Raw genomic sequence first — 21,203 nt, 5'->3', positions numbered from 1 at the left:
GATGGCTAGAACACGTACTAAGAAAAAACCAAAGGTTTGCCTTGTTCTACAAGGTGGTGGTGCATTAGGTGCTTATCATATTGGCGCGTATCAAGCACTGGAAGAAGCGGGATACACACCAGACTGGTTTGCTGGCATTTCTATCGGCGCGTTGAACAGTGCCATCTTGGCTGGCAATGAACCTGAAGATCGTTTAAATAAATTGGCTGACTTTTGGGATCGTATATCAAGACCTGAGACTGATGTTGATTTATTACCAGCCATGGCACCGATGTTTAATACTTTTAGTGCATCTCAAGCATTAACAATGGGCCAACCTGGCTTTTTTGTACCGCGTATTATTAATCCATGGTTGTCATTGCCTGGTGAATCAGCAACCAGCTTTTATGATACTAGCCCGTTATTTTCCACTATCGATGACCTGTCTGATTTTTCTCTTATTAATCAACAGAAAGCCCGTTTAACTGTTGGCGCAACAAGTGTCACCAAGGGAGAGTTGGTATTTTTTGATAGTCATACACAGCCATTACAACCCGCTCATGCTATTGCGAGTGGATCTTTACCACCCGGTTTTCCAGCCACCAAAATTGGTGATGATCATTATTGGGATGGTGGGTGCGTTTCCAATTCACCGATCAATGGTATTTTAGATTTAGCTGAAAAAGATGAAGATTTACTCGTCTTTATGGTTGATTTATGGAATGCGAAAGGTGAATTACCACAAACCATGAGTGAAGTGTTATGGCGTGAAAAAGAGATCCAATACGCGAGTCGCTCTTGTGAGCATATTGAAGCGCTTGTAGCAAAACGTAATCTTGATCATATTTTAGAACATTCAAAAGATGTTGTTGATAGTGAACAAGTGCCTGGTGTGGTGTCACTAAAAATAGGCAGGCATATTGATATCGTGCATATTACGTTTGATCCACTGAAAGGCCATATTCCATTAAGTGATGCAGAGTTCTCACGTCGTTCTATTCGTTTACGCCGTGAAGCCGGCTATGAAGATATGACGAAAGCTATTAAAGAATCGCCATGGACGCAAAGAAGTAAAAAATTACCCACGCATTATCATCCCCGCCAAGACCACGGTGGATGGGTAGAAGATGATGAGATAAGTAAAGCCAGTTAACGTGTTAGAATTAAATGAAAGCCCCTTAGTTTGGGGCTTTATTTTTAATGGATTAGTCTCGGCTGATATCACCAAACATAGGATCACATAAGATCACTAAATCATCGGTAGCTAACTCAAGCCCAGCCATACGATCACCACTACTAATGTTCACTTTAGTATGTTGCTCTATTTGATGATCGAAAATAATAGGTAGTGGGCGTTTCAAGCCTAATGGCGCAACCGTGCCAATGACTAAACCTGTGATTTTTTCAACATCAGACGCATCAGCACAGGTCATACGACGACAACCAAATAGCTCACGGACTTTCTTAGGATCAACAGCATTCGGGCCTGGTACACAGGCTAAAACATGAAACCCTGCCATATCTTTGAGCAAAATGGATTTGACCAGTTGCTTTGGGTCAACCCCACGTTCTTGAGCCGCTTCCTCTATAGTTTTTGCTGGCTTGCTGTGATGAAGAAGGCGAAAATCAACGCCTTCTTCTTCAAGAAAACGGGTAACAGCAGTATCGATAGAATTATGCGTCATCATCTAAAGCGTAAGGTAATGGATGTTTTTCCCAGATAGCATCTGGTTGTAATGCAAATCGAAATTGTGCATCGTCATCGAGATCGTTTGGTAATACCACTAAAGCTAACGCTTGTTGATCATTAAATTGGTAGCCAGTGATAACCGTACCACCTTTACGCCAGTTTTCACCAACGCTACGTTCAAGTGCATCACCTGCCTGTGGGCATTGTGTGGATTCACCGCTCACGATGTACATTGCGCGTTTGTTAATACCACGGTATTTTGCACGAGCAACCGTTTCTTGGCCTGTGTAACACCCTTTTTTAAAGCTAATACCATTAACCGCCTGAAGGTTCATCGCTTGTGGAATAAATTCAAGTTCAGTTACTGCTTCAACACGGGGGAGGGCTGCTTTTATATCGTATAAGTTCCACAACGCAGCATCGGTTAGCGTTGCGTTAGCCGCAAAGTGTTGAGCAACCGTTTCAGCATGCTCAGGTGGTGTGATAACAAACCAACGTAAGTTATCTACTTTTACCGCGGTTGCTGTGTCGTTATGACGGACATCATCATTACCTGTAAAGTAGTTATCAATCGTGTTTTGAGCTTGTTCTCCACTAAGACCTAGGACTACGTCAGTTGATTGATTAATGTCGGTTTTAGAGAAAACCGCGTATTTTTTTAGCTCAGGGATCTGGGTTGCCATGACAGTTTGGCGTTGAAGATAACCATAGCCATTGTTGATATGGAAAATACGCATCACAGTACGCATTTTACCTTTTGCATCACAATGTGCTGCTAATGTTGATTTACCCGCTTCTAGTGATACAAGATCACAGGTTAACTGACCTTGTAAATAGGCTTTACTGTCGGCACCAATTAACGTGACCATCCCCCAGTCATCAAGCTTACTTAATGCTAAAGCTGGAAGAGGATCTTGCGATGATAAAGCAAGGGGGGAAAACGTTAGATTTGTTGACCAAGTACTCATATCTCTGTCCACAGAATGTTGTCATTATTACGACATGGTATACCAAGTAAATGAAATAATTAACCATCGTCTCGCTGTGGAAATCAGACAAGAGTCATTGAGAGGGGATTTATCGTTTTCATGTCTCATCTTTAATGATTGCTTGTTTAAGCGCATGGTCGGGAAGTGATGTCACTGCTACTATAAATAGCTGTTTCTCTTTGTTTTAAATCTACAGCATTAAATAGGTTTTTAGTTCTAGTTATCGAGGTTAAATATGTTAAGCGCGGAAGATAAAGCACGAGTTAAATGGGCATGCCGACGTGGAATGCTAGAGTTAGATGTGATTATTATGCCGTTCTTTGAAGAGCGTTTTGATGAACTATCAGAGCAACAGCAGCAAGATTTTATTAATCTATTAACGTGTGATGATCCTGATCTTTTTACATGGGTGATGAAACACGGCCGCAGTGAAAATGAAGCCCATGCAAATATGGTGGATATGATTGTTGCTCACAACAACAGTAAATTACGCTGATCTTTATTTATTCCCATCTAAATTACAGATAGCCACATTAACGGTAGCTTACCTGTGTGTGGCTATATTCCTCTTATTCTCAAGTTCCTTACTTATTCTTCCTATTACTTTGATTTTGTGTGAGAAGCTGTATGACGAATACCTTAATTCGGCGATATACAGTTATCGATTACAAGGGCGTTTGCGACTTTCTTCTGTAGGGGAAGTTTATTATCAACAGCAACGAGGTCGCGTGATTTATGCTCGCCCGTTAACCCGTTGGTTGATCATATTTAAAGTGGAGGGGCTATCTCATCGTTGGGTTATTGTCTGGCGTGATAGTTTGTCCGAACGTCATTATCGCCATTTAAAAATGTTTACTTATCTTTACTTCTCGTTCCGTTAATTTTGGAAAGCCTCAGTTTGTACTAGTTAGATTGTGAGCTGAATTCAGAGTTTTTATCTTTATTTAAAATTTTTATTACATTTTTATTTCAATTCGCGGTAAAAATATATATTGATAAAAATAATAATAACTATAAAAACAGGAATTAAAAATGAAAATAAAACATAAGTTAATGGGGCTCAGTGTTATCTCTGTTATCGCTTTAGTTTCTGTACTTGCTATGAGTAAACTAGCTAACGACAGAGTTGAAACTATCGGTCATGTGGTGCAAGGGATAGGTCAACTAGAAGTAACATTGCTTAACTTAAGGCGTAATGAAAAAGACTTTTTGATGCGTAAGAACTTGAAGTATCGCGCTAAGTTTCAAAATAATATCAGTTTATTCAAGCAACAACTCTCTCTCTTAAATCAAGAGTTATCCGATCTGTCTATCGCTGTTCCTGAACTTGATAAATTGCCTGTTGCGATGACAAATTACCAGCAAAAAATGATGGCGTTAATTTCAGCCTATGAGGTGCAGGGCTTAGATACTTCGCAGGGTAAATACCGCACCTTTTTATCTTCTTCTGAAAAAATCAATCAGTTAGTGGTTGAGAAAGACATCAATGCGCCAGCATTATATGAACTTATTCAAACGGCTAAGTTGTTTGTTCTTACTGGTGATCCTGAATACGCCACGTTATATCAACAACAGTTGGCGAAGAATAACGCCCAGTTTGTGGCTGATTATGGCAATGCATTTAGTGTTTTTACCGCCGCTGTTGAGGCTGTATTACAACAAAAAATGATTATTGGGCTCAGTTACAACCAAGGATTACGAGGAGATATTCGCACTCAATCCCATTTGGTTGAAAAGACATTTGCGACTGTTAGTGAGCGGTTGACGCAGCTGATTGATGAGCAAAAACAAAAGATTATCGCGATAACCAGTGTGGTTGTAATTATAATTATAGCGCTATTACTTGGCTTATCGTGGGTTATTAGTATGTCGATTCAACGCCGGTTAACCAGTTTAAGTTCGTTAATGGCTCAAATTGCAAAGAGCCATGATTTAAGTTTACAAGCAGATCAAAGCGGTAATGATGAATTTAGTCAAATGGCTCAAAATTTTAACTATCTATTAGCACATTTACGTCAGTTGATTGGAAATGTAAAAGCCGCTGTAGAGCAACTAAGCGATGCATCAGGATCATTACAGCAACGAAGTCGTGATACCGAAAAGGCAATGAAACAACAACAAGAAGAGACTAATTCTGTTGCCACTGCTATTACTGAAATGGGCATAACTATCCGTGAAATATCAAACAATACTGAAGTGGCAGCTGCGAATGCTGAGCGTAGCCAGCATATTGCACAAGAAGGTATTGATGAAGTGAGCGCGACGAAGGATCGTATTCGTTTATTGGCCGTGAATTTAGAAAATACCAATGGGGAAGTCGAAAGTTTATCGAGTTTATCTGAAGAAATTGGCTCAGTATTAGATGTAATAATGTCGATTGCAGAGCAAACGAATTTATTAGCATTAAACGCGGCAATTGAAGCGGCAAGGGCTGGGGAGCAAGGTCGAGGTTTTGCGGTTGTTGCTGATGAAGTTCGTTCTCTGGCATTACGTACACGCCAATCGACAGAAGAAATTACAACCATTATTAGTTCGTTACAGCGGCAAACAGATCAAGTAGTAACGCATATTGTGGATTGTCGCGAGCAGGGCGAAGCCAGTGTAGAGCAAGTTAATAGTGCTGAGCATAAGATTGCGAGCATCATGTCAGAAATGCAGCAAATTATGGATATGAGTACACAAATAGCGACTGCTGTGGAGCAGCAAAGTATCACTTCTGAAGATATTACGGTGAACATTACTTCTATTCGAGATATTACAGAAAACAATTTTCAGGTTGCTCATCAAAATGCCGTGGTAGCAAATGTAGTGGCAGAGCAAGCCGAAGAATTAGACAAAGCTATTACTGGCTATAAAGTGTAGTGGTTGTAACGAAAAAATCCCGACATTTGGTCGGGATTTTTATTGAAGCTGGCTACTGGTAACTTAGCGATTTTCAGGTACTAATACGGTGGGTTTGGCATTTTCGTCTAACTCTGGGTAATCCAGAGTATAGTGAAGACCGCGGCTTTCTTTTCGCTCAATAGCACAACGAATGATGAGCTCGGCAACTAATACAAGGTTACGTAGTTCAATTAAATTGTTTGAAACTCGGAAATGGCTGTAATACTCGCTAATTTCATTTTTCAGTAACTCTATTCGGTGCATGGCACGTTCAAGTCGTTTGGTTGAACGGACAATACCGACATAATCCCACATAAATAAACGTAATTCGTGCCAGTTATGTTGGATAACGACTTCTTCATCCGAGTTACTGACTTTACTTTCATCCCATATTGGTAGCGCTGGTGGTATGACAATGGTATCCATTTTTGCTTGAATATCTTTTGCTGCTGACCAAGCATAAACCACACACTCTAGCAGTGAATTTGATGCCATACGATTGGCACCATGCAAGCCTGTGTAACTCACTTCACCAATAGCATATAAGCCATCAATATCCGTTTTACCTTTTTTATCAACCATAACGCCACCACAGGTATAGTGAGCGGCGGGAACAATAGGAATAGGCTCTTTCGTGATATCAATGCCGTAGCTTTGTAGCTTTTCATCAATCATCGGGAAGTGTTTTTTAACAAAGTCTGCAGGTTTATGACTGATATCAAGGTACATGCAGTCAGCGCCTAAACGTTTCATTTCATAGTCGATGGCACGGGCAACAATATCACGAGGCGCGAGCTCTGCACGCTCATCAAATTCAGGCATAAAACGAGAGCCATCAGGACGACGTAAATACGCCCCTTCTCCGCGCAGTGCTTCTGTTAGCAAGAAAGTCTGGGCTTCAGGGTGGAATAAACAGGTTGGGTGAAACTGATTGAACTCAAGGTTTGCCACACGACAACCAGCACGCCACGCCATGGCGATACCATCACCGGAAGAAACGTCTGGGTTAGAGGTATATTGATAGACTTTTGAAGCACCGCCAGTGGCTAGAATAACGAATTTAGCCCCCAGTGTTTCTACCATTTCTTTATCACGATTCCACACATAAGCGCCTAATACGCGGTTTGATTCGGTATCTGGATTAAGTTTTTTTTCAGTGATTAAATCGAGCGCATTATGACGTTCTAAAATGGTAATATTGGGATGATTACGGGCTTGATCTTGAAGTGAGGTCTGCATTGCCATGCCTGTTGCATCAGCGGCATGGAGAATACGACGATGGCTGTGGCCGCCTTCACGGGTTAAGTGAAAACGAGGGTTATCATCACTATCAGATTCTTCACGATCAAACGGTACGCCGCCATCAATCAACCACTGAACACATTCTTTAGCATTCTCGGCAATAAAACGAACGACGTCTTTATCACATAAGTGGGCGCCAGCAATAAGGGTATCTTCAACATGTGAATCGATGCTGTCTGATTCATCAAATACTGCAGCTATTCCGCCCTGTGCGTAATAAGTTGCGCCTTCATTCAGCGGTCCTTTACATAACACGGTAACATTGGCAGAAGAAGAAAGGTGTAGTGCTAATGATAGGCCAGCGGCACCGCTGCCAATAACCAGTACATCGCAGTTATGTTGATGAATCTGATTCATACTTGATCTCATATCCTTTTGTTATCTGTCCGTATCCTAACAAACTCACGTCAAATTAGCATGAAAATTGTACGACAAATAAGTTTTATAGACGATTAAGTATTCAAATATATCGCATGACAATTTTTATACCTAGCGTCAATGCGCGAACGAATGGCGATAAAAGGTGAATAACAAAAAACTTATGTCACGTAATAATCCTAAAACTTGTTATTAATTTTGCTTTTTTCACGCTGAAAAGCCCGTTAATATCGTGAATTAAGGTAAGATAGTGATCACTTATATACACCGTGCATAAGTCACAGTGATAAAATAATTAGTAAAATAAGCCGAAATTATTTAATGGGCGTAGGAACTTTGCCATTATCCTCCGGTCATAAGTAGTGCTCATGCTCATAAATATTTCATAACTCAATGATTTGTTTAAGGTGACACTCGGCTTATTTCGCGTTACGACGCCGAACAAATCATGATATAGCATTTTTGATAGAGCACTAACGCAAGTATTTGTGGCTTTATTTAGCTAATGCAATATTGAGTAAAGACAGATATAGGAGTACACGCTCGAATGAGCGAGCAGCAAACTGATCAGGTATTAATTGAGCGAGTACAGCGGGGAGATAAGCAAGCTTTCAACCTTCTGGTTATTAAATACCAGAACAAAGTTTGTAACCTTGTATCACGTTATGTCAGTAATTCTGGTGATGTACCAGATGTGGCGCAAGAGGCGTTTATTAAGGCGTACCGAGCGTTGCCAACATTCCGTGGTGAGAGTGCCTTTTATACATGGCTCTACCGAATTGCAGTCAATACCGCAAAAAACTATTTAGTCGCTCAGGGGCGTCGTCCGCCTGCATCTGATGTTGATGCAGAAAATGCGGAATACTATGAAAGTGGTAGTGCGCTGAAAGAAATTTCGAACCCTGAGAACCAAATGTTGTCAGATGAATTGAAGCGGGTTGTTTTTAGCACGATTGAAGCGCTACCAGATGATCTCAAAACCGCAATCTCATTACGTGAACTGGATGGTCTAAGTTATGAGGAAATTGCAGAGGTAATGGGATGTCCAGTAGGTACAGTTCGCTCTCGTATATTCCGTGCACGTGAGGCGGTTGAAAAACGTATCCGTCCTCTCATGCAGCAATAATGTTGCACCCAACGGTGGAAAAAATGGCTGATAAAGAAAAGATCTCGGCATTACTTGATGGCGAAGAGCTAGATCAGAGCATTATAAATGCGCTGACTGTTGACAAAGAAGATGAGCTTATATGGCGTGACTACACCTTAATTGGTGATGTGTTACGCGGTGATGCTCCGCAATGCAAAGAATGGAATATTGCAGCGAATGTCGCATTAGCGTTAGACGATGAACCTGCCCATTCAGTTGGACATACTGAAACACCCGTTGCGGTTGTTGCAGAGCCAATTTCGCAAGCAATTGAAGATCAACCAACACCATTTAAAGCCAAGCACACGTTACCGTCATGGCTTACTCAATTTGGCCAAGTGGCCGTTGCTGCTTGTGTCTCTTTAGCTGTTATTGTTGGCGTCCAGCAGTATGATAATGAAGATAATTCATCAGGTTCAACTAACAATGATGTGCCTGTGTTACAAACCATTCCGTTTACAGGTAAAGCGGAACCGGTAAGTTTAAATACCAATATGGCAAGCAATACAGATCGTGCACCAACTGAAGCGCAGTTGATGGAGCAACGTCGTCGTATTAACTCCATGTTGCAAGATTATGAGTTACAGCTGCGTTTTAATGCGCAAGACGGCAGCCTTGATCACTCTTTACTTAAACAACATAATTCTGTGGCAGATTAATGAAAAAGATTCTGGTCGGTGCGATAGCATTGGTCAGCTTGCTTTTGCCTCTCCAAGCCTTTGCTGAAGCTGAAAAGCCTTCGGCAGAGGCTTTGTTGCTTCAAATGGAGCAGGCAAGCCAAAAGCTGAGTTACGAAATATCTTACATTCGAGTAAAAAAGAACAGTATTGATACCTTGCGTTATCGACATGCGTTAGAGGATGGTCAAGGCTATAGTCATTTACTCTACTTAAGTGGCCCTCCTCAAGAAGTGATTCAACGCGGTAATGAGGTGAGTTACTTTGAGCCCGGTCTTGATCCATTCACCGTAAAAAGTGCAAAAATAGTGGCGCCTATCATGCCGCTTATGAAGGCTAATATTCAAGAGTTAGCCCATTACTATGATTTCATTTCAATGGGCCGCGCACGAGAAGCGGGTGTTACCTGCGATGTTATCCGTATTGCACCCAAAGACGGCGAACGTTACTCATATTTAATATGGATTGATCAGCTAAGTCACTTAGTGATGCGTGCTGATTTATTAGATCGAAATGGTGATTTATTAGAGCAATTTCGCGCTGTTTCTTATGCGGTGAATCCGAAAGTGGCTGAAATGCTCAGCAAGTTAAAAACGGTAAAACTACCAGAAGTGGTAAAATTACCAGTACAAGAAAAAGCTAACCTTGATTGGAAAGTGTCATGGTTACCAGATGGCTTTAAATTAATTTCAGGCGATCGCCACCGCCTATTAATGACAGAGCGCCCGGTTGAAAGTCGGATGTACAGTGATGGTTTATTTAGCTTCTCTGTATATGTGTCTGATATTGATAGTTATGCGTTAAGTGGGCAACTTGTCCGTCAAGGTCGCCGAACATTGAGCAATATAGTTAAAGACAATAAAGAAATTACGGTTGTCGGCGATATTCCGCCACCAACAGCAAGACAGATTGCAGAAAGTGTCACTTTCGATAACACTAAAGGGACACCCAATAAGGCAGTAAAAGGTAATTAGTCATGATGCGCACTTTAGCGACAGTGACCGCTGTTGAAAAAGGAATGGTAACGGTAAGTTGCCAGCAACAAACAAGCTGTGGCCATTGTGCATCACGTGATAGTTGCGGAACAGGCATTGTAACGAAAGCAATGCCTGGTCGTGTCCATGATGTAAAAATAGCGACGCAATCGCCGCTCTCTATCGGGCAGGTAGTTGAAATCGGCTTATCTGAGCGAAGTATGTTAAGCTCTGCCTTATTGATCTATATGCTCCCATTGCTTTTTTTACTGTTAGGCAGTGCATTGGGGCAATGGGTATTTGTTGATTTAGCCCACAGTAACGAACTGGGTGTTATCAGTTCTGCTGTTATTGCGACAACGTTAGGATTACTGATTGCACGGCACTATGCCAAACGCTTAGAAGGTAATTCAGCGTATAAGCCAACCCTTATTCGAGTTCTCGGCGCACCGATTTCATCAGATAAGCTGATAAATGCCGCATCGAAAGATAGCGAGTAGCGTTTAAATTCGGTAGAATCCGACAACTTGATCGTAAGATCCCATTCATTTTAATCACGAGCTAGTCACGCCATTCATGAAGCACATTCGTAACTTTTCGATTATCGCACATATCGACCATGGTAAGTCGACCTTATCCGACCGTCTAATTCAAGTTTGTGGCGGCCTTTCTGATCGAGAAATGGCTTCACAAGTTTTAGATTCTATGGATCTTGAACGCGAACGCGGTATTACCATCAAAGCCCAGAGCGTGACGCTCGATTACACGGCTAAAGATGGTGAAACTTATCAATTAAACTTTATCGACACACCGGGACACGTAGACTTCTCATACGAAGTTTCTCGTTCACTTGCTGCTTGTGAAGGCGCATTGCTGGTGGTTGATGCGGGTCAGGGCGTTGAAGCTCAGACTCTTGCTAACTGTTACACTGCCATTGAGATGGATTTGGAAGTAGTGCCAATCTTAAATAAGATTGACTTACCTGCGGCTGAACCTGAGCGTGTAGCTGAAGAAATTGAAGACATTGTTGGTATCGATGCTATTGATGCTGTTCGCTGTTCAGCGAAAACAGGCTTGGGTGTTGACGATGTTCTTGAAAAGATTGTTGAAGCAATTCCTGCACCTGAAGGTGATCCAGATGCGCCATTACAAGCGCTAATCATTGACTCATGGTTTGATAACTACTTAGGTGTTGTTTCTTTAGTTCGTATTAAAAACGGTAAGCTAAAGAAAAATGACAAGATTAAAGTTATGACCACAGGTCAAATCTGGGGTGTTGACCGTTTAGGTATTTTCACACCAAAACAAATTGATACAACAGAGCTAAATACAGGTGAAGTTGGTTGGGTTGTTTGTGGTATTAAAGATATTCTTGGCGCACCTGTAGGTGATACTTTAACGCTGGCAAAAGGTGGTTGTGAAACCGCGCTGCCTGGCTTTAAGAAAGTGAAACCGCAGGTATACGCAGGTCTATTCCCTGTTTCTTCTGATGATTATGAAAACTTCCGTGATGCTTTAGGTAAATTAAGCCTGAATGATGCGTCATTGTTTTATGAGCCAGAAAGCTCGTCTGCGTTAGGTTTTGGTTTCCGTTGTGGTTTCTTGGGGATGCTTCATATGGAGATTATTCAAGAGCGTCTAGAGCGTGAATATGATCTAAACCTGATCACTACAGCACCGACTGTAGTGTATGAAGTGAAGAAAACAGACGGCACAATGTTGTACGTTGATAGCCCAGCTAAACTGCCAGCAGTGAATGATATCGAGATTATGGGTGAGCCAATTGCTCGCTGTAATATTTTGGTGCCAAGCGAATACTTAGGTAATGTTATTACCTTATGTATTGAAAAGCGTGGTGTACAGGTTGATATGGTTTACCACGGCAATCAAGTCGCACTAACGTATGATATTCCAATGTCAGAAGTGGTTCTGGATTTCTTTGATCGCTTGAAATCAACATCTCGTGGTTATGCGTCACTTGATTATAATTTCCAGTGTTACCAAGAATCAGACATGGTACGTGTTGATATTCTTCTTAATGGTGAGCGTGTTGATGCACTTGCTATCATTACTCACAAAGATAACTCACAATCTCGTGGTCGTGATGTTGTTGAGAAAATGAAAGAGTTTATCCCTCGTCAGATGTTTGATATTGCAATTCAAGCCGCGATTGGTACGCATATTATTGCTCGCTCTACCGTGAAGCAATTACGTAAAAACGTAATCGCTAAGTGTTATGGCGGTGATATTAGTCGTAAGAAGAAACTGTTGCAGAAACAGAAAGAAGGTAAGAAGCGTATGAAGCAGATCGGTAACGTAGAACTGCCTCAAGAAGCATTCTTAGCGATTCTTCATGTGGGTAAAGATAAATAATTATCTTTAGCTAGTAAGCTTCAAAACGATTAGAAAGTGCTTATTTATTAATTAAATGGCACTTTCTTTTACTCTGACGCTCTAAATGGGGCAGAGCAGATCAACATTCTTCTGTTGGTCGGGTTAAACATAAGGGATAACATGGCAAACACTTTTTCTTTGATTCTGGTACTAGCTACGCTAGTAACAGGGATCATTTGGGCACTTGATAAGTTTCTTTGGGCACCGAAGCGTCAATTAAAAATAGCTGCAGCAGCTGAACAATCCGGTGGTCAAGTTGATGCTAAAACGCTAGAAAGTGTTGCGCCACAGCCTGCATGGGTTGAATCAGCAAGTTCAATGTTCCCTGTCATTGCTTTGATCATGGTATTCCGCTCTTTTATTTATGAACCTTTTCAAATTCCATCAGAATCAATGCTACCAACTTTATACGTAGGTGATTTTATTCTGGTTGAAAAATTTGCTTATGGTCTACGAGACCCTGTTTTCCACGATAAAATCGTCAGTACAGGTGAGCCAAAGCGTGGTGATGTAGTGGTGTTTAAATTCCCACCTCAGCCAAAGATTGATTATATTAAGCGTGTTGTTGGCCTACCTGGCGATACTGTTCGCTACAGTGAAGATAAGCAACTGTGTATTCAACCTAAAGGTACTTCAGTATGTAAACCGGTTAAATTAACCGATATGACTGACAGTGACTTTAAGCAAGGAATGGCACGTTTAGTTGAGTTTAAAGAACAACTGGGTGATGTTGATCACCATATTCTGATCAACCCATTACGTCGTGATCGTCGTATGGCATATGAGCCTCGTCCTGGTATTGGTGAGTGGGTTGTACCAGAAGGAAACTATTTTGTTATGGGTGATAACCGTGACAATAGTGCTGACAGTCGTTACTGGGGCTTTGTGCCAGAAGCGAATCTTGTTGGCAAGGCGGTAGCTATTTGGATCAGCTTTGAGTTTGATCGACAAGCAGATAGTTTACTTCCATCTTGGATCCCTACCGGTGTACGTTTTAATCGTATCGGTAGCATTAAATAATCGAGAGAAAATGACAACTCCAGCGAATAGGCTTCAGCGCAAGCTGGGCTACCAATTTACTAATTGTGAGTTGATGACATTAGCACTGACACATCGCAGTGCTAATGGCACCCACAATGAGCGCCTAGAGTTTTTAGGTGACTCTATTTTAAGTTTTGTTATTGCTGATGACTTATATCACCGTTTTCCTTCAGTGGATGAAGGTGATATGAGCCGAATGCGTGCAACACTAGTCCGTGGAAAAACATTGGCAGAGCTAGGTCGGGAATTCGAGCTTGGCGACCATTTGTTACTGGGACCTGGCGAGTTAAAGAGTGGTGGCTTCCGTCGCGATTCGATTCTTGCTGACTGTGTTGAAGCAATCATTGGCGCGATTTATCTAGATAGCGATGTTGAGCAAGTACGAAGTATCGTATTGGCTTGGTATAAAACTCGTCTTGATACGATTGAGCCAGGTATCAATCAAAAAGATCCAAAAACACGTCTTCAAGAGTGTTTACAAGGTCGTCGTTTACCGCTACCTGCATATACTGTAACTAAGGTACAAGGTGAAGCTCATAATCAAGAGTTCACAGTACAGTGTGACGTAACAGGTTTGGATAAACCTGTAATTGGCAAAGGCGGCAGTCGGCGCAAGGCAGAGCAGGCAGCAGCAGAACTTGCACTAAATCAGTTGGAATCATGACAGATAAACAACATTGTGGCTTTATCGCCATTGTTGGTCGACCGAATGTCGGTAAATCAACCTTGCTAAACCGTTTAGTGGGGCAGAAGTTATCTATTACTTCTCGTAAACCACAAACCACGCGCCACCGTATTATGGGTGTAGACACACGTGACGGCTATCAAGCTGTGTATGTTGATACTCCAGGATTGCACATTGAAGAAAAACGTACAATTAACCGTTTAATGAACCGTGCTGCAAGCAGTTCATTAACCGATGTTGAATTAGTATTGTTTTTAGTTGATGGCACTATGTGGACGGCTGACGATGAGATGGTATTAAACAAGCTGGCAAAGAGCCAGTTACCAACGGTATTGTTAGTGAATAAAGTTGATAACGTAAAAGATAAGCATGAGCTATTCCCTCACTTGCAAGAGCTTGCAAGTAAGATGGAGTTTGTTGATGTGATTCCGGTATCAGCAAAGCATGGTACAAACATTGATGCGGTAGAGAAAATCGTACGTCAGCACTTACCTGAGTGTGAGTACTACTTCCCTGAAGAATACGTAACTGATCGTTCTCAACGCTTTATGGCCTCTGAAATTATCCGTGAAAAGCTGATGCGTTTTACGGGTGATGAATTGCCATACGCTGTGACGGTTGAAATCGAGCGATTCGATTACAACCCTGAAACCGATGGTTTCGATATCAATGGTTTGATTCTGGTTGAACGTAAAGGCCAGAAGAAAATGGTGATTGGTAAAGGTGGCGATAAAATCAAAGTGATAGGGCGCGAAGCGCGTTTAGACATGGAAGACTTGTTTGAACGTAAAGTTTACCTTGAACTTTGGGTTAAAGTGAAATCAGGTTGGGCAGATGACGAACGTGCACTGCGTAGCCTTGGTTACATCGACGACTTATAAGGGTAGTAATGGAAGGGCTACAGCGTTGTTTTGTCCTTCATTCTCGTCCCTATAGTGAGACGAGCCTGATCCTTGATGTATTTAGCGAGGATCATGGCCGTCTTACTCTTCTTTCTAAAGGCGCTCGCCGTAAACGTTCTAATCTAAAAGGCACACTCCAACCTTTTACTCCCTTATTTATGAAGTGGAGTGGTAAAGGTGCGATGCCTGTTCTTACTCATGCCGAACCTATCAGTATAGGTTTACCCTTACGCAGCTATATTTTATATTCAGCAATGTATGTGAATGAAATACTGGTACGTGTATTGGGCAACCATACCCCTTACCCACAGTTGTTTCTGGATTATTTGAATGTGCTTAGAGAGCTAGCACAAGCGGATAACCCAGAGCCTGCTTTGCGCCGCTTCGAGCTTTCTCTGCTACATCATCTAGGCTACGGGATTGATTTTCTGCATTGCGCTGGTAGTGGATTAAGTGTTGAAGATGATATGACCTATAACTATCGCGAGCAGCAGGGGTTTATTGCTTCAATGAAAATTGGTTTATTAACCTTTCGTGGTAATGAATTAAAAGCCATTGCTGCGAGGCGATTTGAAACCCCAGAGCAGTTGCGGGCAGCAAAACGATTTACAAGGATGGCATTAAAACCGTATCTTGGTTCTAAGCCATTAAAAAGCCGGGAATTGTTTATCCCGCGAGGAAGGAGAATCGGAACATGAACAATATATTACTTGGCGTGAACATCGATCATATTGCGACATTACGTAATGCACGTGGTACACGTTACCCAGATCCTGTTCATGCTGCAGAAGTAGCCGAGCGAGCAGGCGCTGATGGCATCACTATTCATTTGCGTGAAGATCGTCGTCACATTAATGATCGTGATGTGAGTATTTTACGTGAGACGATCCAAACTCGCATGAATTTAGAAATGGCCGTCACTGATGAAATGGTGGCAATTGCGTTAGATGTTAAGCCTGAATATGTTTGCTTAGTACCAGAAAAGCGTGAAGAGTTAACCACAGAAGGTGGTCTAGATGTCGCAGGTCAACTTGAAAAAGTAAAAGCGGCAACAGAAAAACTTACAGCTGCTGGGATCAAAGTGTCACTTTTCATTGATGCTGATCGCGCGCAAATTGATGCAGCTCATGCATGTGGCGCACCGTTTATTGAGCTTCATACTGGGCAATACGCAGAAGCGACAACCGAAGAGGCACAATCGGATGAGCTGAAGAAGATTGCTGCAGGTGCAAGCTACGCTCACAATTTAGGTATTAAAGTAAATGCAGGACATGGTTTAACTTATCACAATGTTAAGCCGATAGCGGCATTGCCAGAGCTGTATGAACTTAACATTGGTCATTCTATTATGGGACGAGCAATGTTTGATGGGTTAGAAAAGTCAGTGGCTGATATGCGTTTGCTAATGCAGGAAGCGCGTGGTTAATGGCGATTGTTGGTTTAGGGACTGATATTGCTGAAATTGAGCGAGTCGAAAAAGTCTTTGCTCGCTCAGGTGATGCGTTCGCCCAGAAAATACTGTCTAGCTCTGAGCTTGAACAGTTTCAGCAATTGAAGCTAAAAGGGCGCTTTTTAGCAAAACGTTTTGCGGTAAAAGAAGCAGCATCAAAAGCACTCGGTACCGGTATTGCGTGTGGCGTCTCTTTCCATGATTTTACGGTTAAAAATGATGAGCGTGGTAAGCCATTACTGAGCTTATCAGGTAAAGCAAATGAACTAGCGCAAGCAATGGGCGTGAATCATGTTCACCTTACCATTGCTGATGAGCGTCATTATGCTGTTGCAACGGTCATTTTAGAACGTTGAATCGTGATTCGTTTTTCACGTTAATAAATAAAAAGCGGTAGATAATATATCTACCGCTTTTTTGATCGTTAGCTTATCTGTTTTAAAACAAAAACGGGTTAGTTTCGATAGTCTTTAGACGCTTTGACAATGTTATCCATTTCATCAACCAGCTCTAATAGCTCTGGTTCAATATTGGACAGGGTTGCATTAGCCTTAAGTGCGGTTTCAATTTCCAAACATAAATTCTTCAGGCGTGGAACACCGCTGTAAGCGCAGCTACCGTGTAATTTATGAATCGGTGGCCAGAGTTCAACATCTTTCCCATCCAGTGCTTCATTTACCAGCATTTCTACCTCAGGCATGAAATCAAGCAGCATTTGCAGCATGTCATAGGCTAAATCTTCTTTTCCTGCCGCTTGTTTTAACGCTAAATCCCAATCAAAACTAACGTGGTTATTGTTTATTACTGGAGCGACATCATTAACTTGTCCTTCAAGCGTCACTGGCATTCTGTTTACAGATGGTGGCGTTGCTTGCGGTGTGGTTGGGGCAATCCATTTTGCTAAAATTTGCTGCAGAATCTGCTCTTCAATCGGTTTGGTGAGGTAATCATCCATACCTGCATTGATTAAGCGCTCGCGCTCACCTGCCATAGCATGAGCGGTAACAGCAATCACTGGGGTATTTTTATTAAGTGCTGTTTCATGGATTTTCTGACAGGCTGTCACGCCATCCATTTCCGGCATTTGAATATCCATAAAGATCAAATCAAAGGCTTTACTTTGAGCATATTCAACCGCTTTTTTACCACCGGTTGCGGTAATAACGGTTTCCACTCGTTCACCAAGTAGTGCAGAGATCAGTTTTAAGTTCGCTGGGTTATCATCAACCGCCATCACCGTTAGTGGTTGTAGTGTTTCGGTAGTGGTGGGTAATAAAGGTACTTCTAATTCACTTTGCTGCTCATCATCATTATCGCAGAGTGCTTCAAACAGTTTACGTTGCGCCAGCGGTTTACCTAGACAGGCCGACACACCTGTTTGGGTCAGTTTTTCTGATAACGCAAGTTCTGTTGTCGGTAAGCAAACCAAGACCTTTTCAGCGGTTTGCTCTGCTTTAAATACATCATTGAGTATGACTGGCAGTGGTGGCTGCTCACCCGGCGATAAACACAATAGAGCGAAGTCATGGTGATCAATATCATCAGGCATAGAAGCGCGGTAAGTAACATGTACGCCTGCTAACATTAGACGTTGCTGTATCACTGATGCTGCTTGCATGTTGGCCTCAACCAGAAGTAATGACTTACCTTCAAGTGAAGTGGTATCAATAGGCTGTGATACAGGTAGATCTGTTTTGTTCATTTTGATGGTGAACCAGAAGGTCGAGCCTTGGTGTAAGCGACTAGTTAAGCTCACTTCACCGCCCATTTGACTTACCAGTTTCTGGGTGATCACTAGACCTAATCCTGTACCGCCATAACGGCGAGAAATACTGGCGTCGGCTTGGCTAAATGCTTGGAATAATTGCGCTTGCTGACGCTCTGAAATACCAATACCAGTATCGCGGACCATAAATTGCAGGGCGATATTATTATCGACTTCGGATTTTAACTCGACAGAGACATCAATATTGCCATGCTCGGTAAACTTAACGGCATTACCAATTAAGTTAGTGACCACTTGCTGAATACGTAATGGGTCACCAATTAAGCCTGCTGGAATACGATCGTCAATCTTCAGTGTCAGCTCTAGGCCTTTTTCGTGGGCACTTGGTGCAAGTAAGCGCATGACTTCATCGAGTGAATCTGTAAAGTCGAAAGGAATGTTTTCCAGTAACAGTTTACCCGCTTCGAGCTTCGAGAAATCGAGAATGTCATTGATGATGGTCAGCAGGTTGTTGGCTGAATTCTCAATCGTTAATAGGTAATCTTTCTGGCTAGTATTCAGTTTGGTTTTGAGCATTTGTCGGGTAAAGCCAATGACCCCATTTAGCGGAGTGCGGAGCTCATGAGACATATTGGCTAAAAACTCTGATTTCACCCGTGCCGCTTCCTGCGCACGCTTTTTCGCAATATCTAATTCAACGTTTTGAATTTCTAGCTGTTCTAAGGTTTCACGTAGATCGGATGTTGCTTGATCGATACTTTGTTGCATTTCAATGTGGTATTCCGACAACGAAATTGCCATAGCATTAATACCGTTTTTCAGGGTATCTAATTCGCCCAACAATCGGCCTTCAATTCGAATATCAAGGTGGCCGCGACGGATCCTATCTACCACACTGATCATATGAGAAATGGGTTGTGTCACGTCTTGCATCAAGCGATACGCAAACAATGATGACAGGGTTAAGCCCAGTAATAACACCATTAAGGCGGTAAATACTTCTTGGTATTGTTGTAGACGTAGCGTGCTGAGATCCAGCTCGATAGCGATATAGCCGAGGGCTTTACCACGAACATCGCTACCAACATTCGTTCCAAATTGACCTTCGGTAAGAATGGGCGCGCGTAATATTAAGGTGTTATCGGTTAACTGGGTATCCAGTAGCCGAGGAATAGGTTTGCCCTTTGGGTACATGAAGGAATCAAAATTACGGTGAAAGTTAGATGTGGCAAAAATATGGTTATGGTTATCAAACACCGCGATGCTGCGGATGATGTCGGAATGTTTTCTATGGGTATAACCAATCAACCGACGAATTGCTTCTCGGTTTTTTTCTGTCATGCCGTATTCCGCTGAAATAGCTAACGGCTCGATGATACTTGCACCTGTAGAAATCAGCTGATGTTCTAGATCCTGATAACGGCTCATGGTGAAAAAAGCGCTTAATAATAAGCCAATAATAAGTGTAGGTGCTAATGTCAGAGTAAATACTCTGGCACGAAGTCCATATCTGGTCATGGTTCTCTTAATTACAAGCAGATAAATCTGTGGGAGAATTGGCTCCCATCAGTAGCACTAGATTAAATAAATCAGTGCTGTTCGACAAATACTCAATGCCTGAACAGTGAGCAAAATTTTATGGCACGCTTTTTTAAGCCTCAAAAACGTAAAACTGATACGAAGCATAAAGAAATAACTATCAGCCGTTTAGATCATATCGGCGCTGGCATCGGCCATTTGAACAACAAACCTGTTTTCATTGATGGTGCATTACCCGATGAAACCGTTGTTGTGCAATTGACGGAAGACAAAAAAAATTATGCCCGAGCTCGCGTGATCAAACGTTTAAAAGACAGTGCTGCGCGTATTAAACCTCATTGTCCAATCTATGACCAGTGTGGCGGTTGTAACTTGCAACATTTATCCCACCAAGGTCAAGTTATCGCCAAACAACAGGCGCTAAGTGAATTGATGGCGAAATTTGCGATCACAGAAAAAGATGATGCCTCACAAGTTGAGCCTATTGTTGGGCAAAGTGAACATTATCGTCGCTGTGCACGTTTTAGTGTCCGTATGCTACCTAATGGCAAAATGGTATTTGGCTTTCGTAAAAAACAGAGTAAAGACATCGTTGATGTGAATGCTTGTCCTGTTTTGGCGACCACACTTAATGATTTGTTACCGCCATTACGTGAACTGTTAAGCAACCTTAAAGGACGTAAACATGTTGGCCATATAGAATTGGTTAATGCAGATAATGGTCGCGTATTGTTAATTCGTCATTTGCAGCCATTCAATGACAACGATCTCGCAGCGATTAAAGCTTTCGCTACTGAACATGCATTGATGCTATTTTTAGCGCCGTCGTCAGATGAGCTTGACCATGTGTTAGGTGAGGAGCCGTACTACGATATTGACGATGTAAGACTGACGTTCTCACCAAAAGATTTTATTCAGGTTAATCGAGACGTAAACGTAAAAATGGTTGAGCAAGCGATAAATTGGCTTGATATTCAGCCGCAGGATAGGGTACTCGATTTATTCTGTGGGCTAGGCAATTTCAGCCTTCCGCTAGCAAGACGAGCGAAAGCGGTAGTCGGCGTGGAAGGTGTTGATGATATGGTCGCGCGAGCGACTGCTAATGCGGCAGCAAATGGTCTAGATAACGCAACTTTTTATCAAGCAAACTTGGATGAAGATGTAACGAAACTAGTGTGGGCGCAAGAGCAATTTGATAAGATTTTATTAGACCCGGCACGAGCTGGGGCGGCTGGTGTGATGCAACATATTGTAAATTTAGCGCCAAGCAAAGTGGTTTATGTATCATGTAATCCAGCAACATTGGCTCGTGATAGTCAAATGTTGTTGCAGCAAGGGTATAAGTTGGCACGTCTTGGTATGATGGATATGTTCCCTCATACAGGGCATTTAGAATCAATGGCGTTGTTTGTTAAAAGCTAATCACCATAAAAAAAATAGTAATGTG

Annotated in this window: 20 protein-coding genes; 16 read left to right on the top strand and 4 right to left on the bottom strand. The window is 42.1% G+C overall.

The window, feature by feature from the left end:
* Position 1 precedes the first annotated feature (1 nt).
* Positions 2-1,132: a patatin-like phospholipase family protein gene (locus C9J42_RS10260; protein WP_107301983.1), complete on the top strand. Its 1,131-nt coding sequence runs from the start codon at positions 2-4 to the stop codon at positions 1,130-1,132.
* Positions 1,133-1,184: 52 nt separating this feature from the next.
* On the opposite strand, the gene C9J42_RS10255 is transcribed toward C9J42_RS10260, so the two are convergent.
* Positions 1,185-1,664, bottom strand: coding sequence for an aminoacyl-tRNA deacylase (locus tag C9J42_RS10255; protein WP_173425483.1), 480 nt, complete (start codon positions 1,662-1,664; stop codon positions 1,185-1,187).
* Positions 1,654-2,637 carry a tRNA-modifying protein YgfZ gene (gene ygfZ, locus C9J42_RS10250; RefSeq protein WP_107287291.1) on the bottom strand — a complete coding sequence of 328 codons (984 nt, stop codon included), beginning with the start codon at positions 2,635-2,637 and terminating at the stop codon, positions 1,654-1,656. Before ygfZ ends, C9J42_RS10255 begins: the two co-directional genes overlap by 11 nt.
* A 256-nt stretch (positions 2,638-2,893) precedes the next feature.
* On the opposite strand from ygfZ, the gene C9J42_RS10245 reads away from it, so the two are divergent.
* The 3 genes from C9J42_RS10245 to C9J42_RS10235 all read left to right on the top strand — a co-directional run bounded on the left by C9J42_RS10245 (position 2,894) and on the right by C9J42_RS10235 (position 5,520).
* Positions 2,894-3,154 carry a succinate dehydrogenase assembly factor 2 gene (locus tag C9J42_RS10245; RefSeq protein ID WP_005371425.1) on the top strand — a complete coding sequence of 87 codons (261 nt, stop codon included), beginning with the start codon at positions 2,894-2,896 and terminating at the stop codon, positions 3,152-3,154.
* Complete coding sequence (locus tag C9J42_RS10240) at positions 3,123-3,539, top strand: protein YgfX (protein ID WP_369917494.1); 417 nt, start codon at positions 3,123-3,125, stop codon at positions 3,537-3,539. Before C9J42_RS10245 ends, C9J42_RS10240 begins: the two co-directional genes overlap by 32 nt.
* 151 nt (positions 3,540-3,690) lie before the next feature.
* Positions 3,691-5,520 carry a methyl-accepting chemotaxis protein gene (locus tag C9J42_RS10235; RefSeq protein ID WP_107246382.1) on the top strand — a complete coding sequence of 610 codons (1,830 nt, stop codon included), beginning with the start codon at positions 3,691-3,693 and terminating at the stop codon, positions 5,518-5,520.
* 63 nt (positions 5,521-5,583) lie between these two features.
* Here the strand turns inward: C9J42_RS10235 and nadB are convergent, their stop codons facing one another.
* A complete protein-coding gene (gene nadB / locus C9J42_RS10230; protein ID WP_107206620.1) occupies positions 5,584-7,200 on the bottom strand; it encodes an L-aspartate oxidase in 1,617 nt (538 codons plus the stop codon).
* A gap of 568 nt (positions 7,201-7,768) precedes the next feature.
* On the opposite strand from nadB, the gene rpoE reads away from it, so the two are divergent.
* From rpoE to acpS, 11 genes are all read left to right on the top strand, one after another.
* Positions 7,769-8,347: an RNA polymerase sigma factor RpoE gene (gene rpoE / locus C9J42_RS10225; RefSeq protein WP_107206621.1), complete on the top strand. Its 579-nt coding sequence runs from the start codon at positions 7,769-7,771 to the stop codon at positions 8,345-8,347.
* Between the two features lie 23 nt (positions 8,348-8,370).
* Positions 8,371-9,027, top strand: coding sequence for an RseA family anti-sigma factor (locus tag C9J42_RS10220; protein ID WP_199187045.1), 657 nt, complete (start codon positions 8,371-8,373; stop codon positions 9,025-9,027).
* On the top strand, positions 9,027-10,019 hold the full coding sequence (gene rseB, locus C9J42_RS10215; RefSeq protein ID WP_107206623.1) for a sigma-E factor regulatory protein RseB: 993 nt from the start codon (positions 9,027-9,029) through the stop codon (positions 10,017-10,019). The genes C9J42_RS10220 and rseB overlap by 1 nt, the downstream gene beginning before the upstream one ends.
* 2 nt (positions 10,020-10,021) lie before the next feature.
* Positions 10,022-10,519 carry a SoxR reducing system RseC family protein gene (locus C9J42_RS10210; protein ID WP_107246383.1) on the top strand — a complete coding sequence of 166 codons (498 nt, stop codon included), beginning with the start codon at positions 10,022-10,024 and terminating at the stop codon, positions 10,517-10,519.
* A gap of 76 nt (positions 10,520-10,595) precedes the next feature.
* Entirely contained in the window at positions 10,596-12,392 is a 1,797-nt protein-coding gene (lepA, locus tag C9J42_RS10205) for a translation elongation factor 4 (RefSeq protein WP_107206625.1), read from the top strand.
* Between the two features lie 141 nt (positions 12,393-12,533).
* Positions 12,534-13,433, top strand: coding sequence for a signal peptidase I (gene lepB / locus C9J42_RS10200; protein WP_045150084.1), 900 nt, complete (start codon positions 12,534-12,536; stop codon positions 13,431-13,433).
* Positions 13,434-13,443: 10 nt separating this feature from the next.
* Positions 13,444-14,118: a ribonuclease III gene (rnc, locus tag C9J42_RS10195; RefSeq protein ID WP_107206626.1), complete on the top strand. Its 675-nt coding sequence runs from the start codon at positions 13,444-13,446 to the stop codon at positions 14,116-14,118.
* Complete coding sequence (era, locus tag C9J42_RS10190) at positions 14,115-15,020, top strand: GTPase Era (protein WP_005371444.1); 906 nt, start codon at positions 14,115-14,117, stop codon at positions 15,018-15,020. Before rnc ends, era begins: the two co-directional genes overlap by 4 nt.
* 8 nt (positions 15,021-15,028) lie before the next feature.
* Positions 15,029-15,739 (top strand): DNA repair protein RecO, encoded by a 711-nt coding sequence (gene recO, locus C9J42_RS10185; protein ID WP_005371446.1) that lies wholly within the window; start codon positions 15,029-15,031, stop codon positions 15,737-15,739.
* Positions 15,736-16,467, top strand: a complete 732-nt coding sequence (gene pdxJ, locus C9J42_RS10180; RefSeq protein ID WP_107301982.1) for a pyridoxine 5'-phosphate synthase — start codon at positions 15,736-15,738, stop codon at positions 16,465-16,467. The genes recO and pdxJ overlap by 4 nt, the downstream gene beginning before the upstream one ends.
* Positions 16,467-16,847 carry a holo-ACP synthase gene (acpS, locus tag C9J42_RS10175; protein ID WP_105060928.1) on the top strand — a complete coding sequence of 127 codons (381 nt, stop codon included), beginning with the start codon at positions 16,467-16,469 and terminating at the stop codon, positions 16,845-16,847. Before pdxJ ends, acpS begins: the two co-directional genes overlap by 1 nt.
* A 98-nt stretch (positions 16,848-16,945) precedes the next feature.
* On the opposite strand, the gene barA is transcribed toward acpS, so the two are convergent.
* On the bottom strand, positions 16,946-19,735 hold the full coding sequence (gene barA, locus C9J42_RS10170; protein ID WP_107246385.1) for a two-component sensor histidine kinase BarA: 2,790 nt from the start codon (positions 19,733-19,735) through the stop codon (positions 16,946-16,948).
* A 120-nt stretch (positions 19,736-19,855) separates the two neighbouring features.
* Here barA and rlmD point away from each other — a divergent pair, with 120 nt between their 5' ends.
* Positions 19,856-21,178, top strand: coding sequence for a 23S rRNA (uracil(1939)-C(5))-methyltransferase RlmD (rlmD, locus tag C9J42_RS10165; protein WP_107287292.1), 1,323 nt, complete (start codon positions 19,856-19,858; stop codon positions 21,176-21,178).
* Positions 21,179-21,203: the final 25 nt, after the last annotated feature.

This window comes from Photobacterium sp. GB-56 (assembly GCF_003026105.1).
Classification (GTDB): Bacteria; Pseudomonadota; Gammaproteobacteria; order Enterobacterales; family Vibrionaceae; genus Photobacterium.
This window is presented reverse-complemented; position numbering and strand designations above follow the sequence as displayed.

What these genes read in the sequence shown, in the direction of transcription:
- C9J42_RS10260 (WP_107301983.1), top strand. Translation starts at nt 2, where the DNA reads ATGGCTAGAACACGTACTAAGAAAAAACCAAAGGTTTGCCTTGTTCTA.
- C9J42_RS10255 (WP_173425483.1), bottom strand. Translation starts at nt 1,664, where the DNA reads ATGACGCATAATTCTATCGATACTGCTGTTACCCGTTTTCTTGAAGAA.
- ygfZ (WP_107287291.1), bottom strand. Translation starts at nt 2,637, where the DNA reads ATGAGTACTTGGTCAACAAATCTAACGTTTTCCCCCCTTGCTTTATCA.
- C9J42_RS10245 (WP_005371425.1), top strand. Translation starts at nt 2,894, where the DNA reads ATGTTAAGCGCGGAAGATAAAGCACGAGTTAAATGGGCATGCCGACGT.
- C9J42_RS10235 (WP_107246382.1), top strand. Translation starts at nt 3,691, where the DNA reads ATGAAAATAAAACATAAGTTAATGGGGCTCAGTGTTATCTCTGTTATC.
- nadB (WP_107206620.1), bottom strand. Translation starts at nt 7,200, where the DNA reads ATGAATCAGATTCATCAACATAACTGCGATGTACTGGTTATTGGCAGC.
- rpoE (WP_107206621.1), top strand. Translation starts at nt 7,769, where the DNA reads ATGAGCGAGCAGCAAACTGATCAGGTATTAATTGAGCGAGTACAGCGG.
- C9J42_RS10220 (WP_199187045.1), top strand. Translation starts at nt 8,371, where the DNA reads ATGGCTGATAAAGAAAAGATCTCGGCATTACTTGATGGCGAAGAGCTA.
- rseB (WP_107206623.1), top strand. Translation starts at nt 9,027, where the DNA reads ATGAAAAAGATTCTGGTCGGTGCGATAGCATTGGTCAGCTTGCTTTTG.
- C9J42_RS10210 (WP_107246383.1), top strand. Translation starts at nt 10,022, where the DNA reads ATGATGCGCACTTTAGCGACAGTGACCGCTGTTGAAAAAGGAATGGTA.
- lepA (WP_107206625.1), top strand. Translation starts at nt 10,596, where the DNA reads ATGAAGCACATTCGTAACTTTTCGATTATCGCACATATCGACCATGGT.
- lepB (WP_045150084.1), top strand. Translation starts at nt 12,534, where the DNA reads ATGGCAAACACTTTTTCTTTGATTCTGGTACTAGCTACGCTAGTAACA.
- rnc (WP_107206626.1), top strand. Translation starts at nt 13,444, where the DNA reads ATGACAACTCCAGCGAATAGGCTTCAGCGCAAGCTGGGCTACCAATTT.
- era (WP_005371444.1), top strand. Translation starts at nt 14,115, where the DNA reads ATGACAGATAAACAACATTGTGGCTTTATCGCCATTGTTGGTCGACCG.
- recO (WP_005371446.1), top strand. Translation starts at nt 15,029, where the DNA reads ATGGAAGGGCTACAGCGTTGTTTTGTCCTTCATTCTCGTCCCTATAGT.
- pdxJ (WP_107301982.1), top strand. Translation starts at nt 15,736, where the DNA reads ATGAACAATATATTACTTGGCGTGAACATCGATCATATTGCGACATTA.
- acpS (WP_105060928.1), top strand. Translation starts at nt 16,467, where the DNA reads ATGGCGATTGTTGGTTTAGGGACTGATATTGCTGAAATTGAGCGAGTC.
- barA (WP_107246385.1), bottom strand. Translation starts at nt 19,735, where the DNA reads ATGACCAGATATGGACTTCGTGCCAGAGTATTTACTCTGACATTAGCA.
- rlmD (WP_107287292.1), top strand. Translation starts at nt 19,856, where the DNA reads ATGGCACGCTTTTTTAAGCCTCAAAAACGTAAAACTGATACGAAGCAT.